Origin of the sequence: Streptomyces sp. NPDC058274, from assembly GCF_042881375.1 — a bacterium.
Lineage (GTDB): Bacteria > Actinomycetota > Actinomycetes > Streptomycetales > Streptomycetaceae > Streptomyces.
Map to the genome: position 1 here is coordinate 240,226 of NZ_JBHVXW010000005.1, position 14,439 is coordinate 254,664.

11 protein-coding genes are annotated in these 14,439 nt (G+C 70.6%); 4 read left to right on the plus strand and 7 right to left on the minus strand.

The features are described from left to right. Positions 1–48: 48 nt before the first annotated feature. On the minus strand, positions 49–921 hold the full coding sequence (locus tag ACFVYF_RS13190) for an acyl-CoA thioesterase (RefSeq protein ID WP_389455150.1): 873 nt from the start codon (positions 919–921) through the stop codon (positions 49–51). A 19-nt stretch (positions 922–940) separates the two neighbouring features. Further along, positions 941–3,454 (minus strand): DEAD/DEAH box helicase, encoded by a 2,514-nt coding sequence (locus tag ACFVYF_RS13195; RefSeq protein ID WP_389455151.1) that lies wholly within the window; start codon positions 3,452–3,454, stop codon positions 941–943. A gap of 145 nt (positions 3,455–3,599) precedes the next feature. Between ACFVYF_RS13195 and ACFVYF_RS13200 the strand changes: the two genes are divergently transcribed. Continuing rightward, a complete protein-coding gene (locus ACFVYF_RS13200; protein ID WP_389455153.1) occupies positions 3,600–4,394 on the plus strand; it encodes a metal-dependent hydrolase in 795 nt (264 codons plus the stop codon). Between the two features lie 143 nt (positions 4,395–4,537). Here ACFVYF_RS13200 and ACFVYF_RS13205 read toward each other — a convergent pair whose 3' ends face one another. The 4 genes from ACFVYF_RS13205 to ACFVYF_RS13220 form a co-directional block, all read right to left on the minus strand. Beyond that, positions 4,538–4,807: a type B 50S ribosomal protein L31 gene (locus ACFVYF_RS13205; protein WP_389455155.1), complete on the minus strand. Its 270-nt coding sequence runs from the start codon at positions 4,805–4,807 to the stop codon at positions 4,538–4,540. A 43-nt stretch (positions 4,808–4,850) separates the two neighbouring features. Then, positions 4,851–5,321 (minus strand): DUF5709 domain-containing protein, encoded by a 471-nt coding sequence (locus ACFVYF_RS13210; RefSeq protein WP_389455157.1) that lies wholly within the window; start codon positions 5,319–5,321, stop codon positions 4,851–4,853. A gap of 305 nt (positions 5,322–5,626) precedes the next feature. After that, entirely contained in the window at positions 5,627–7,408 is a 1,782-nt protein-coding gene (locus ACFVYF_RS13215; protein ID WP_389455159.1) for an ABC transporter ATP-binding protein, read from the minus strand. Next, the gene (locus ACFVYF_RS13220) at positions 7,405–9,273 is read right to left on the minus strand and encodes an ABC transporter transmembrane domain-containing protein (protein ID WP_389455161.1); all 1,869 of its coding nucleotides are present in this window, start codon (positions 9,271–9,273) and stop codon (positions 7,405–7,407) included. The genes ACFVYF_RS13215 and ACFVYF_RS13220 overlap by 4 nt, the downstream gene beginning before the upstream one ends. 329 nt (positions 9,274–9,602) lie before the next feature. On the opposite strand from ACFVYF_RS13220, the gene ACFVYF_RS13225 reads away from it, so the two are divergent. The 3 genes from ACFVYF_RS13225 (at position 9,603) to ACFVYF_RS13235 (ending at position 13,787) form a co-directional block, all read left to right on the plus strand. After that, complete coding sequence (locus ACFVYF_RS13225) at positions 9,603–10,352, plus strand: hypothetical protein (RefSeq protein ID WP_389455163.1); 750 nt, start codon at positions 9,603–9,605, stop codon at positions 10,350–10,352. A 163-nt stretch (positions 10,353–10,515) separates the two neighbouring features. Then, a complete protein-coding gene (locus ACFVYF_RS13230) occupies positions 10,516–12,216 on the plus strand; it encodes a peptide-N4-asparagine amidase (protein WP_389455165.1) in 1,701 nt (566 codons plus the stop codon). A 143-nt stretch (positions 12,217–12,359) separates the two neighbouring features. Beyond that, a complete protein-coding gene (locus ACFVYF_RS13235; protein ID WP_389455167.1) occupies positions 12,360–13,787 on the plus strand; it encodes a cation:dicarboxylate symporter family transporter in 1,428 nt (475 codons plus the stop codon). 129 nt (positions 13,788–13,916) lie between these two features. Here the strand turns inward: ACFVYF_RS13235 and ACFVYF_RS13240 are convergent, their stop codons facing one another. Then, positions 13,917–14,372, minus strand: coding sequence for a MarR family winged helix-turn-helix transcriptional regulator (locus tag ACFVYF_RS13240; protein WP_389455169.1), 456 nt, complete (start codon positions 14,370–14,372; stop codon positions 13,917–13,919). Positions 14,373–14,439 lie beyond the last annotated feature (67 nt).

Sequence of the window (14,439 nt, forward strand, 5' to 3'; positions counted from 1 at the left end):
CGACAGCCGAGCCCCCACCCGACGGCAGGCGCCGAACCCGATGCAGGGTCAGGTACCGAGCTTGCGGAACAGACCTTCCTGAACCACGGAGACGAGCAGGCGCCCCTCCTGGTCGTAGATGCGCCCGCGCGCCAGGCCGCGCCCGCCCGTCGCGATCGGGGACTCCTGGTCGTACAGGAACCACTCGTCGGCCCGGAAGGGCCGGTGGAACCACATCGCGTGATCCAGGGAGGCCATGTCGAAACCGCGCGGCCCCCACAGCGGTTCCACGGGGATGCGCACGGCGTCCAGAAGGGTCATGTCGCTCGCGTACGTCAGCGCACACGTGTGCACGAGCGGATCGTCCCCCAGCGGCCCGACCGCGCGCATCCACACCGCGCTGCGCGGTTCGGCGTTCTCGATCTCCTCGGCAGTCCAGCGCAGCCGGTCCACGTACCGGATGTCGAACGGCTGGCGCCGGGCCATGCGTTCCAGAGTCTCGGGCAGCGCGCCCAGGTGCTCCTTGATCTCCTGGGTCACCGTCGGCAGCGACTCGGGGTCCGGGACCTCGCGGGCCGGCGGCAGCTGATGCTCGAAGCTCCCATCCTCAGGCTTGTGAAAGGAGGCGGTCAGATTGAAGATCGTGCGGCCCTGCTGCACGGCGGTGACCCGGCGCGTGGTGAACGACCGCCCGTCGCGGACCCGTTCGACCTGGTACACGATCGGCACGCCCGGCCGGCCCGGACGCAGGAAGTACGCGTGCAGCGAGTGCACGGGCCGGTCGCCCTCCGTGGTGCGACCGGCGGCGACCAGCGCCTGCCCCGCCACCTGGCCGCCGAACACGCGCTGCAGGGATTCCTGCGGGCTGCGGCCACGGAAGATGTTGACCTCGATCTGCTCCAGGTCGAGCAGATCGACGAGTCTCTCGGCTGGGTTCGTCATGGTGCGGTGTCTCCTGTGCTCACAGCTGGCCGACGTCGGTGACGCGGACGATGGCACGGCCCTCCGCGTCGGAGGCCGTGAGGTCGACCTCCGCGCTGATCCCCCAGTCATGGTCGCCGTTCGGGTCGGCGAAGGTCTGGCGGACGCGCCACAGGGCGTTCTGGGGCTCCTCCGTGATCAGCAGCAGCTTGGGCCCGCGGGCGTCGGGACCGGTGCCGAGGTCCTCGTACTCGTCCCAGTACTTGTCCATGGCCTCGCCCCAGGCGTCGGCGTCCCAGCCGGACTCGGCGTCCAGTTCACCCAGTTCATTGATGTGGTCGAGGGCGGCGAGCTCGACCCGGCGGAACATGGCGTTGCGGACGAGGACGCGGAAGGCGCGGTTGTTCGCGGTGACCGGCTTGACCTGGTCGGCCTTCTCCTGGGCCTCCTCGGCCGTCATCTCCTCCGGGTTGGCGAGCTGCTCCCACTCGTCGAGGAGGCTGGAGTCGACCTGGCGCACCATCTCGCCGAGCCAGGCGATCAAGTCCTGCAGGTCGTCGGACTTGAGGTCGTCGGGGACGGTGTGATCGAGAGCCTTGAAGGCGCCGGCGAGGTAGCGCAGCACGATGCCCTCGGTGCGGGCCAGCTCGTAGTGGGAGACGAACTCGGTGAAGGTCAGCGCCCGTTCGTACATGTCACGGATGACGGACTTCGGCGACAGCGGATGGTCACCCACCCAGGGGTGGCTCTTGCGGTAGACGTCGTAGGCGTGGAAGAGCAGCTCCTCCAGCGGCTTGGGGTACGTCACGTCCTGGAGCCGCTCCATCCGCTCCTCGTACTCGACGCCGTCCGCCTTCATCGCGCCCACGGCCTCGCCTCGCGCCTTGTTCTGCTGCGCTGCGAGGATCTGCCGGGGGTCGTCGAGCGTGGACTCGACGACGGACACCATGTCGAGCGCGTACGACGGGGACTCGGGGTCCAACAGCTCGAACGCGGCGAGCGCGAAGGTCGACAGCGGCTGGTTGAGCGCGAAGTCCTGCTGCAGATCGACGGTGAGGCGCACGATGCGGCCCTCGGCGTCCGGCTTGTCGAGCTTCTCGACGATGCCGCCGTCCAGAAGCGAGCGGTAGATCGCGATCGCCCGCCGGATGTGCCGCAGCTGCTGCTTGCGGGGCTCGTGGTTGTCCTCCAGCAGGTGCCGCATCGCCTCGAAGGCATTGCCGGGCCGGGCGATCACGGACAGCAGCATCGTGTGCGTCACGCGGAAGCGGGAGGTGAGCGGCTCCGGATCGGAGGTGATGAGCTTCTCGAAGGTGCTGTCCGTCCAGCCGACGAATCCCTCCGGCGCCTTCTTGCGCACCACCTTGCGGCGCTTCTTCGGATCGTCGCCGGCCTTCGCGAGCGCCTTCTCGTTCTCGATGACGTGCTCGGGCGCCTGCGCGACCACGAACCCCGCCGTGTCGAAGCCGGCCCGGCCGGCGCGCCCCGCGATCTGGTGGAACTCCCGGGCGCGCAGGGTCCGTACGCGGTTGCCGTCGTACTTCGCCAGAGCGGTGAACAGCACCGTGCGGATGGGGACGTTGACGCCGACGCCGAGCGTGTCCGTGCCGCAGATGACCTTCAACAGGCCGGCCTGCGCCAGTTTCTCCACGAGGCGGCGGTACTTGGGCAGCATGCCGGCGTGGTGCACACCGATGCCGTGCCGCACGTAACGCGAGAGATTCTGGCCGAACTTGGTGGTGAAGCGGAAGTTGCCGATCAGCGCGGCGATCTGGTCCTTCTCCTCCCGCGTGCACATGTTGATGCTCATCAGCGCCTGTGCCCGCTCGACGGCCTGCGCCTGGGTGAAGTGGACGATGTAGACGGGGGCCTGCTTCGTGGCGAGCAGTTCCGTGAGCGTCTCCGTCAGCGGAGTCAGCACGTATTCGTAGGAGAGGGGCACGGGCCGGGTCGCCGAGCGGACCACCGCAGTGGGGCGGCCGGTGCGCCGGGTGAGGTCCTTCTCGAACATCGCGACGTCACCGAGCGTCGCCGACATCAGAATGAACTGGGCCTGCGGCAGCTCAAGGATCGGGATCTGCCAGGCCCAGCCGCGGTCCCCCTCCGCGTAGAAGTGGAACTCGTCCATCACGACCTGGCCGACGTCGGCGTTCTTGCCGTCGCGCAGCGCGATGGAGGCCAGCACCTCCGCGGTGCAGCAGATGACGGGGGCGTCGGCGTTCACGGACGCGTCGCCGGTCAGCATGCCGACGTTCTCGGTGCCGAACATCTTGCACAGCTCGAAGAACTTCTCCGAGACCAGGGCCTTGATCGGCGCCGTGTAGAAGGTGACCTCGTCCCGGGCGAGCGCCGCGAAGTGCGCGCCCGCGGCGATCATGCTCTTGCCGGACCCGGTGGGCGTCGAAACGATCACATTCGCACCCGAGACCACCTCGATCAGCGCCTCCTCCTGGTGGGGATAGAGCGTGAGGCCGCGTTCCCCCGCCCACGACTCGAAGGCTTCGTAGAGGGCGTCCGGGTCGGCGGTCTTCGGCAGCTGATCGATAAGGGTCACCCCTCCATCTTGCCTGTCATCGGACGTGATCAGGGAATCGGATGCCCGTACGAAGATCGCGAACGTTACGCTGTGGCGCCGACGGAGCGTCAGTGCACGAGGGCAACTGGGCAGCGGCACAAGAGGAATGGGGCGGGGTACGGCCATGATGGGACCAGCACACTCACTGTCGGGGGCCGCGGCCTGGCTCGGAGTCGGAGCGGCGGCGGCAGCGGCCGGACACACCATGCCGTGGCCCGTCCTGCTGGTCGGTGCGCTGATCTGCGCGGGAGCCGCGCTCGCCCCGGATCTGGATCACAAGGCGGCGACCATCTCGCGGGCCTTCGGACCACTCTCCCGGTGGCTGTGCGAGATCGTCGACAAGCTCTCGTACGCCGTCTACAAATCGACTCGGAAGCAGGGCGACCCCCGTCGGTCCGGTGGTCACCGCACGCTGACGCACACCTGGCTCTGGGCAGTGGTGATCGGCGCGGGCACCTCGGTCGCCGCGATCACCGGAGGACGCTGGACGGTCCTGGCCATCCTCTTCGTCCACATGGTGCTTGCCATCGAGGGGCTGCTGTGGCGGGCCGCCCGCGGCTCCAGCAGCGACATTCTGGTCTGGTTGCTGGCCGCGACCAGCGCCTGGATCCTCGCGGGGGTGCTGGACAAGCCGGGCAACGGCTCGGACTGGCTGTTCACCGAGCCGGGGCAGGAGTACCTCTGGCTGGGTCTGCCGATCGTCCTGGGCGCGCTGGTGCACGACATCGGGGACGCCCTGACCGTTTCCGGCTGTCCGATCCTGTGGCCCATCCCGTTGGGCCGCAAGCGCTGGTATCCGATCGGGCCGCCGAAGATGATGCGGTTCCGGGCCGGCAGCTGGGTCGAGCTGAAGGTGCTGATGCCGGTGTTCATGCTGCTCGGCGGGGTGGGCTGCGCGGCCGCACTGAACTTCATCTGACCGAGCCCGGGCAGCCCGGTGGGCCGGATCCCGGGCGGGCTGGACGGCCCGCTCGCCCGGGCCCACTCGCGACACTGATCACCGAGGTCAGGATGGTCACGCCGGCCGGGATGCCCACCCCGGTCACGAGGGCCTCGTCGGCTTCAGCCGGCGTCACCCGTGCCGGAGCCCGCAGCCCCGTACCGCCGTTCGAACGCCGCGACGCGGCCCTCCGTGTCCACGGTCCGGGCCTTGCCGGTGTAGAAGGGGTGGCTCTCCGAGGAGATCTCCACGTCCACGACCGGGTAGGTCTCCCCGTTGTCCCACTCGATGGTCTGGTCACTGGTCGCGGTGGACCGGGTGAGGAAGGCGTAGCCGGCGGCGCGGTCGCGGAAGACGACCTCGTGGTACTCGGGGTGCTTGTCCTGCTGCATGGCTGCTCCTTGCCTGAGGTGGGTGGTGCGGGGGAGGGCGGTCTCAGCCGGAAAGGGTGTCCTCGTCGACGATGTGCATGGCGGCTTCTTCGGCCGAGGCCGCAGCGCCGTCGATGCCCACGTCGGTGGCGATCAGACCGCTCTCCTCGTCTTCGTGCGCGCCCTCGTCGGGTGCGACGAGACGGCCGGAGCGGGCGGCACCGACCTCGTCGTCGAGCGGTTCGCCGTCGGTGCCCTCACAGTCTCCGATGCCGTCTCCGTCGGGGGCCGCGAGGTCCGGCAGCTCTTCCGCGAGGCGCTGGTCGAGGGTCTCGCCGTGCTGTCCCTCCGCCGCGGTCACCCCGGTGTGCTCCACCGCCCACGGTCGCTCGGGCGGTGACCAGCCCCGGTCCAGAGGATCGTCGACGCCGTCGGCGTCCAGGGTGTCCTCGGCGTCGAGCAGCCCCGCGTCGTCCTGAACCTCGGAGCCGTCGGGCTGATAGACGTCGTCTCCCCATCCGTCGGCGCTGCTCACGGGTACCTCCAGGTGGTGGGGGCGGATCCGGTGCCGTCGCGTCCCACGGCGGCTGCGGAGAGCGCGTGGCACAGACCGCGTGGCACAGACCGCGCCCCTCGCGAACCGGCTGGTTCAGGAGCGTTCCCCGAGTCGGTGCCGGTTTCCAGCCTTCCACCCCCGTTCGGCACCGCGCAACGGCACGGGCCCTGGCACGCGGCCAGGGCACGCGCTCGGGGGAGGCCACCCACCCGGCATCGGCATCGGACCGGGCCGGGCACCGGACCGGCCCCGGCACCGACGACGGCACCGGCACCGGCGTGCGCTCACCCGTGCCAGGACCGCCACAGCGCCGCGTACGCGCCGTCGGCGGCGACCAGCTGGTCGTGGCTGCCGAGTTCGCTGATGCGGCCGTTCTCCACGACGGCGATGACGTCGGCGTCGTGGGCGGTGTGCAGCCGGTGGGCGATGGCGACGACGGTGCGGCCGTCGAGGACCCGGGCAAGGGAGCGTTCCAGGTGGCGGGCCGCGCGTGGGTCGAGGAGCGAGGTTGCCTCGTCCAGGACGAGGGTGTGCGGGTCCGCGAGCACCAGACGGGCCAGCGCGATCTGCTGGGCCTGGGCCGGGGTGAGCGCGAGGCCTCCCGAGCCGACCTCCGTGTCCAGACCGTCGTCGAGGGCCCGTGCCCATCCGTCTGCGTCCACCGCGCCGAGAGCGGCCCACAGCTCGGCGTCGGCGGCACCGGTTCGGGCGAGCAGGAGGTTGTCGCGCAGGGCGCCCACGAAGACGTGGTGTTCCTGGTTGACCAGGGCCACGTGGGAGCGCACCTGTTCGGCGGGCATCCGGGACAGTTCGGCGCCGCCCAGGGTGATCCGGCCGCTGCGGGGCGCGTAGATCCCGGCGAGCAGCCGGCCCAGCGTGGACTTGCCCGCGCCGGACGGACCGACCAGAGCCAGACGGGTGCCGGGCGCGACTTCGAGGGACACCTTGCGCAGGACGTCGACGCCGGCGCGGTATCCGAAGTGGACCTGGTCCGCGTGGACGTCGCGTCCGTCGGGGGTCACCGCGGGATCGCCGTCGTCCGGCTCGATGTCCCGCACACCGACGAGGCGGGCCAGCGACACCTGGGCCACCTGGAGCTCGTCGTACCAGCGCAGGATCAGGCCCACCGGGTCGACGAGCATCTGCGCGATGAGGGCGCCGGTCGTCAGCTGGCCGATGCCGATCCAGCCCTGGAGGGCGAAGATCCCGCCGATCATCAGGACCGAGCAGAGGACGGTGACATGCGTGAGGTTGATGACAGGGAAGAGCACGGAGCGCAGCCAGAGCGTGTAGCGCTCCCAGGCGGTCCATTCCTTGACGCGGCGGTCGGAGAGGTCGATGCGGCGCTCGCCGAGACGATGGGCCTCGATGGTGCGTCCGGCGTCCACGGTCTCCGCGAGGACGGCGGCGACGGCGGCGTAACCGGCGGCTTCCGAGCGGTAGGCCGAGGGCGCCCGTTTGAAGTACCAGCGGCAACCGACCACCAGCAGCGGAACGGCGAGCAGGACGGCGGGGGCGAGCGGGGGCGCGGTCACGGCGAGACCGCCGAGCAGCAGAGCCGCCCACACGACTCCGATCGCCAGTTGCGGCACGGCCTCACGCATCGCGTTGGCGAGCCGGTCGATGTCCGTGGTGATGCGGGACAGCAGGTCGCCCGTCCCGGCCCGCTCCAGGACGCCGGGCGGCAGTCCCACGGACCGTACGAGGAAGTCCTCGCGCAGGTCGGCCAGCATCCGCTCGCCGAGCATGGCGCCCCGCAGCCGTACCTGGTGCACGAACACCGATTGCACGACGAGGGCGGCGACGAACAGCGCGGCGGTGCGCTCCAGGTGGAGATCGTGCGCGCTGTCCGAGACCCGCTCAATGGCCGAGCCCAGGAGATAGGGCCCGGCCATTGAGGCGACGACGGCGACCGTGTTGACGGTGACGAGCAGCAGGAAGGCCCTGCGGTGCCGTTGGAACAGTTCGGTCACGTAGGCGCGGACGGTCGCGGGGGCGCCGACGGGCAGGGTGTTCGCCGTGGTCGGGGCGGCCGGGTCGTACGCCGGTGGCGCCAGGCCGATCATGCGGTCTCCTCGATTTCTTCCAGTTCTTCCAGTTCTTCCAGCGCGTCGATCTCGCGTTCTTCGAGTGCACCGCCTCCGTGCGGGGAGTCGGTCTCGCGCGGCTTCGCGGGCCCGGCGCCGGTGGCCTCGTCGTCGGTCTCGCGGGTGACGACGGCGCGGTACCGCGGCTCGCTGTGCACCAGCTCGCGGTGCACGCCGACCGCCACGACCGCGCCCTCGTCCACGAGGACGACCCGGTCCGCCTGGTCCAGGAGGAGCGGCGAGGAGGTGAGGACGACCGTCGTACGGCCCGACCGGAGGGAGCGGACACCGTCGGCGACCCGTGCCTCGGTGTGCGAGTCGACGGCGGAGGTCGGTTCGTCCAGGACGAGCACCTCGGGGTCCGTGATCAGGGACCGGGCCAGCGCCAGTCGCTGGCGCTGGCCGCCCGACAGGGAGCGCCCGCGCTCGGTGATCCGCGCGTCCATGGGGTCCTCGGTGTCCAGTGACCCCTGGGCGAGGGCGTCCAGGACGTCGCCGCACTGTGCGGCGGCGAGCGCCTCGGCGGCGCTCACCTCGCCCGACGAGGGCACGTCGAGCAGCTCGCGCAGTGAACCGGAAAGCAGTACCGGGTCCTTGTCCTGGACGAGGACCGCCGTGCGGGCGGAGCCGAGCGGCAGCTCGTCCAGCGGGATTCCGCCGAGCAGGACCGAGGCGGAGGCCTTCTCGGCCGTCGCATGGCCCCCGAGCCGTTCGGCCAGGACGCCCGCCGCGTCCGGATCGCCGCACACGACCGCGGTCAGGCGACCGAGGGGCGCGAGGAGTCCGGTCGCCGGGTCGTACAGATCGCCGGTCGGTACGACGGCGTCCCGCGACCCGGCGGTGTCGGTGATCCGCTCCAGGGCGAGCACGCGGGCGGCCCGCTTGGCGGAGGGGCGGGAGAAGGAGTACGCCATGGCGATCTCCTCGAAGTGCCGCAGCGGATAGGCGAGCAGCATGACCGCGCTGTACACCGTCACCAGTTCGCCGACCGTGATCCGGCCGTCGCGGGCCAGGTGCACCCCGTGCCAGATGACCGCCACCATCAGCAGACCGGGCAGCAGTGTCTGGATCGCGGAGATCAACGCCCACATGCGGGCGCTGCGCACCGCGGCCCGGCGGACCTCCTGGGAGGCCCGGCGGTAGCGGTCGAGGAAGAGTTCCTCACCGCCGATGCCGCGCAGCACACGCAGACCGGCGACCGTGTCCGAGGCCAGCTCCGTGGCGTGTCCCGCCTTCTCGCGCTGGATGTCGGCGCGGCGGGTGGCCCGCGGCAGCAGCGGCAGCACGGCCAGCGCCAGGACCGGCACACCCACGGCGACGACGATCCCCAGAGCGGGCTGGTAGACGACCAGTCCGATGCAGACCATGACTACGGTCAGCGCGGCCGCGGCGAACCGCGACAGGGCTTCCACGAACCAGCCGATCTTCTCGACGTCGCCCGTGGAGACGGCGACCACTTCGCCGGCCGCGACACGTCGTGTCAGCGCGGAGCCCAGCTGCGCCGTCTTGCGGGCCAGCAACTGCTGGACGCGTGCGGCCGCGATGATCCAGTTGGTGACGGCTGCGCGGTGCAGCATCATGTCGCCGAGCGCGATGCCCGCGCCGCACAGGGCCATGAGCCCTCCGGCCTGGGCGAGCCGGGTCCCGGAGTGGTCGACGACGGCCTCTACGGCGAGGCCGACGCAGAAGGGCAGTCCGGATACGGCGACGAAGTGCAGCAGGCCCCAGGCGAGGGCCTTCAGCTGTCCGCCGAGCTGATTCCGGCCGAGCCACCACAGGAATCGGGGACCCGAGCGCGCGTCCGGCACGCCCGGGTCGGGAAACGGAAGGTCTTGAATCTGCATGACGTCCCAGTGGCTCGGGTCAGGGGGCGGGGGGCCGCGGGGGCCCGACGGCAACCGGCCGGGGAGCCGGGCGCGCCCGTCCCGTGAGCGGACGGTGCGTGCCGACCACGAGGCCGACGGGGGACCGGCCGTGACGCCGGCAACACATCGTGAGGCGGGGACCGGCCGTGAAACGCCGGCAACAAACCGTGAAAGGTTCGCCTCGGAGCGTGGTCGGAAGCAAACGATTTATCGCCTCAGGGGCGGAGAGTCGGCCGGAACCGCCGCTTAATGGCCGGGAACCGGGGCCCGGGCGTGATCGTCCGGAACGTGGTGCGACGATGGACCGCATGCAAACAGGCGGTGCGAGCGGTTCGATGCGCGCGGGGGTCGCCCTGGCGGCCTGCGGAGTTCTTCTGATGTCCCTGTCGGCCTGCGGCGCCGACGGAGGCAGCGCGGCGAAGGGGGACGGCGGGTCCGGCGGCAAGGCCGCCCATGCGAAGGCGCCCACCGTCGACCTGAAGCGCATCCCGGACGTCGGAGACCGGCTGCGGAAGGAGATCCCGGCCAACTCCCGCCAGGTCGTGGCGGTCTACGGGGAGGGCAAGGACTCCGCCGACTCCAGGATCGTCCTGTACACGAAGAACGGCTCCACCTGGGACCAGACCCGCAGCTGGGAAGGGCACAACGGCAAGAAGGGCTGGACCACCGACCATCACGAGGGCGACAAGCGCAGCCCCGTCGGTGTGTTCACGCTCAGCGACGCGGGCGGGGTGCTCGGCGATCCCGGTGCCGGACTTCCGTACACCGAGTCCGCGTCCTTCCAGGCTCCGCACTACTGGGCCAAGTCGCACTGGCACGACTTCGACTACGTCATCGCCATCGACTACAACCGGGTGAAGGGCACCTCGCCGAACGACCCGACCCGGCCCGAGGGCCAGTCCAAGGGCGGCAGCATCTGGCTGCACATGGACCACGGCAGCGGTACGTCGGCCTGTGTGAGCCTGTCCAAGTCCGGCATGGAGTACCTGTTGCGCACGCTCGACCCGGATCAGCACCCGGTGGTGGTCATGGGCGACAAGGCGGACCTCAAGGCGTAGTCGGCGCGACCGACGGGGAGCACCGCATCGGGGGCACCCCGCAACGCGCACCGCACCAGGGCTCCCCGCATACGCGCGACGTCGGGATCCGGAGGGCACGGGCGACGTCCGACTGCCGAGAACTCATTGCGGACGGGGCCGACTCCCCCGTAGAACACCGCACATGAGAAGACCGGTCATCATGTCCATGCTCACCGGAATGATCCTCACGGCGAGCACCCTCCTCGGGGCAGGCCCGGCCCCCGCGGCCGCGTCACCCGGAACGGGTTCGTCCGCCGGTGCCACGATCGCCGCGCCGTCCGCCGGTGGCACGCCCGCCGAGCCGCCCGCCGAGTTCGGCACCGACTGGCACGACCCGCTGACCGCGGCCCCGCCCCTGGCGAAGCCCGCCACCAAGTCCTGCCAAGTGACTGTCGCCGAGACGCAGTTCCGCGACTACACGCCGTACCAGGGCACGTACACGCCGCCGAGCGGCTGCGGGACCAGCTGGAGCAAGGTGGTCCTGCGGCTCGACGGCAAGGTCAAGGGGCGGCAGTACGACCGGCTCGGCTATCTGCACATCGGCGGGGTCGAAGTCCTCCGCACGTCGACCCCGGAGCCCTCGCCCGACGGCATCGGATGGTCCGTGGAGAAGGACGTGACCCGTTACAGCGACACGTTCCGGCAGAGCCGCGACGTCGAGATGCTCATCGGCAACATGGTCGACGAGACCTACACCGGTGTCATCGACGTGAAGGTCGTCCTGACCTTCTACGCGACGAACGAGCCGGTCACAGCCACGAGTTCGGGCACGTCCGACCGGACCACCACGCCCCCCGACCGTGTCCTCACCCTCCAGGACGGCACGCTCACCACGCCCCGCAACAGTGAGCGGATCGTCGCCGAGGTGTACGCCACCGGCTCGGGCGGCGGCTGCGAGGAGTTCTGGTACCTGACGGTCCCGGACGCGGCACCGTACTCGTGCAAGGCGGCGAACGGCCCCTACCGCGAGGTGCAGATCAAGGTCGACGGCCAACTGGCAGGAATCGCCGCGCCTTTCCCGACCGTGTGGACCGGCGGCTGGTCCAACCCCTTCCTCTGGTACGTGATCCCGGGCCCGCGCGCCTTCGACGTCAGGCCCATCGAGTACGACCTGACCCCCTTCGCGGGACTCCTCAACGACGGCCGCCCGCACCAGGTCGACGTCTCCGTCGTCGGCGTGCCCGAGGGGCAGAGCGGCTGGAGCACACCGGTCAACGTCCTGGTCTGGCAGGACGCGGGGCGTGCGCACGTCACCGGCGCGGTCACCCGCATCAAGGCGGGCGACCCGGCCAACTCCTCGACGTACACGCCCGGTTCACCGGAGTACCGTCTCGACACCGAGGGCGGTCATCGGCTCACCGTCGCCGGATACCTCGACACCTCGCACGGCCGCGTCACGACCACCGTCAGCCGCGACCTGGCCAACACCTCCGTGCACCGCTGGACCGAGGGGGAGAACACCGACGGTCTTGAGGCCGGTTGGACGGACGACGAGTCGGTCACCGTCGACGGGCGTGGACCGGCCGCGACGACCCGCACACATCGCACGTACGCCATGGACGGCACGACCACCCTCGGGGCCGACGACCGGCTGCGCACCGTCCTGACCATCGGCGACCGCGCGTCGGTGGACGCGTCGCGCGGCGGCCGGCGTACCTCCTGGTCCCGGTTCGACGACACCTACACGGGTGACGCGACGTATACGGCGAACGTGCCGCGCGACCAGCGCCACGCGGTGGGGACGACGAAGGAGCGTTACCGGCTGTACGGCTCGGCCGGTTGCTACGACCGGGAGCTGGCCACCGTGCAGGGCGTGCTCACCGAGGACCGGAGCCGCTGCTGATCCAGGACGTGTGTCGCGTCACCCTCGCCATGATTAACAGGGGTGTGACACGCAGGTCTCCGGCGCGATCAACGACTTCCCGATAGTGATCGACGCGGAAGCGCATTTCCGCATATCAGAAGTCCCGTCGGAGGAGTCCCCCCGTGCCGCCGTCTGTACCGTCCCCGCGACGCGTCGCACGCATGCTGCGTACCTCACTGTTCGCGCAGGTCGCCTGCGCCCTCGTGCTCGGAATCGTCGTCGGACGGCTGTGGCCCGACACGGCCACGGCCGTTCAGCCGCTCGGCGACGGCTTCGTGCGTCTCATCAAGGCGGTGATCTCACCGCTGGTGTTCTGCGTGGTCGTCGTCGGCATCGCCAAGGCCGGTGATCTGAAGGCGTTCGGCCGGATCGGGATCAAGGCCCTCGTCTGGTTCGAGGCCGCGACCACCGTGGCCCTGCTCATCGGTCTGGTCGCGGCCAACGTGGTCGGCCCAGGCTCGGGGATGCACGTCGACCCGTCGAAGCTCGACGCCTCCGCGGTCGACGGCAAGACCGGCGGCGGCTCGCTGCCCTCGACCGGCGAGTTCATCCTGGACGCCCTGCCCCAGAGCGCGGTCGGCGCCTTCGCCGAGAACTCGCTGCTCCAAGTCCTCGTCCTCGCCTGTCTCGTGGGCGCGGCGCTGCTCCACCTCGGCCACACCAAGGTGCCCGCGGTGCTGCCCGCCGTCGAGCAGGTCCAGGACGTCGTCTTCGCGATCGTCGGCTTCATCATGCGGCTGGCACCGCTCGCCGTGTTCGGCGCGATGGTCCACCTGGTCGGGGAGTACGGCCTGGGCGTGATCAAGACGTACGGCAAGCTGATCGTGCTGTGCTACGCGGTGGCGCTGCTGTTCCTCGTGCTGCTCGCCGTCGCTCTCAAGGCGGTCACCGGGCTCAGCCTCTGGAAGTTCGTCCGGTACACCCGCGAGGAGTTGCTGCTCGCGCTCGGCACGGCCTCCAGCGAGACCGTCATGCCCCGCATGATGCAGAAGCTGCGCCAGGCGGGCTGCCGCGACGACGCGGTCGGTCTTGTGCTGCCCACCGGGTACTCCTTCAACCTCGACGGTGCCTCGATCTATCTCTCCATCGGCACGCTCTTCATCGCTCAGGCGGTGGGGGTGGACCTCAGCCCGGGGCAGCAGATCACCGTGGTGCTGGTCCTCATGCTGACCAGCAAGGGCATGGCGGGCGTGCCGGGTTCGGCCTTCCTCGCCCTGTCCGCGACCGCCTCCTCCCTCGGGGTCATTCCCGCCGGCGCCGTCGCCCTGCTGCTGGGCGTCGACCGCATCATGGACTCGATGCGTGTCACCACCAACCTGCTCGGCAACTGCGTCGCCGTCTTCGCGGTGTCCCGCTGGGAAGGCGCCCTGGACACCGAGCGGGCGAAGAAGGTGCTGGACGGCGAGATCGCGTTCGTACCGGACGCCGACGAGCAGCCGGCTTTGGTACCGGACGCCGACGAGCAGCCGGCCGGGGCCGTCGTGCCGCCACAGCAGCCTGCCGACGCCGCTGCTCAGCCGGTCAAGGAGCGTGTGCCCGAGGCCGGTTGACCCCGTCAGAGGCCCCAGCAGCTCAGGCGGATCGGGAGGACCAGGCGGGCGGCCACCTTGTCGTCAGGAGTACCCTCACGGCCGGTACGACCCGCCCCCACGGCCGGCACGACCCGCCCCCACGGTGGCTCAGCAGCCGAGCCCTCGCTCCGGCACGCCGTCGATCAGCGTGTTCAGCAGCCCGCCCAGCACCTCGCGCTGGTCGTCCGTCAGGGGAGCGAGGATCTCCTCCGCCGCGGACCGGCGCGCCCCGCGCAGTTCGCGCAGTGCCTTGCGTCCCTCGTCCGTGACCTCGATCCGGATCACCCGGCGGTTGGTGGGATCGGGCGCCCGGCGGACCTTGCCGTTCGCCTCCAGGCCGTCGACCAGCGTCGTCACGGCCCGCGGCACCACTTCGAGGCGCTCGGCGAGATCGGCCATGCGGGGCGGCGAGCTGTAGTGCGCCAGAGTGCGCAGCAGCCGGGACTGCGCGGGAGTGATGCCCAGCTCGCGCTGGGCCAGATGGCGCTTCTGGATGCGGTGCACACGACGGGTGAGCCGCAGCAACTGCTCGGCGAGCAGCCCGTCGGCATCGGGGGTGGTCATAGCGGGAACAATATCAGGACCTTGTTCATTGTGAGTATAGGTAACAATGAGCTAAGCTCCGGAAGGC

Coding starts and splice junctions, on each gene's coding strand:
- ACFVYF_RS13190 (WP_389455150.1), bottom strand. CDS start 921: ATGACGAACCCAGCCGAGAGACTCGTCGATCTGCTCGACCTGGAGCAG.
- ACFVYF_RS13200 (WP_389455153.1), top strand. CDS start 3,600: ATGATGGGACCAGCACACTCACTGTCGGGGGCCGCGGCCTGGCTCGGA.
- ACFVYF_RS13205 (WP_389455155.1), bottom strand. CDS start 4,807: ATGCAGCAGGACAAGCACCCCGAGTACCACGAGGTCGTCTTCCGCGAC.
- ACFVYF_RS13215 (WP_389455159.1), bottom strand. CDS start 7,408: ATGATCGGCCTGGCGCCACCGGCGTACGACCCGGCCGCCCCGACCACG.
- ACFVYF_RS13220 (WP_389455161.1), bottom strand. CDS start 9,273: ATGCAGATTCAAGACCTTCCGTTTCCCGACCCGGGCGTGCCGGACGCG.
- ACFVYF_RS13225 (WP_389455163.1), top strand. CDS start 9,603: ATGCAAACAGGCGGTGCGAGCGGTTCGATGCGCGCGGGGGTCGCCCTG.
- ACFVYF_RS13230 (WP_389455165.1), top strand. CDS start 10,516: ATGAGAAGACCGGTCATCATGTCCATGCTCACCGGAATGATCCTCACG.
- ACFVYF_RS13240 (WP_389455169.1), bottom strand. CDS start 14,372: ATGACCACCCCCGATGCCGACGGGCTGCTCGCCGAGCAGTTGCTGCGG.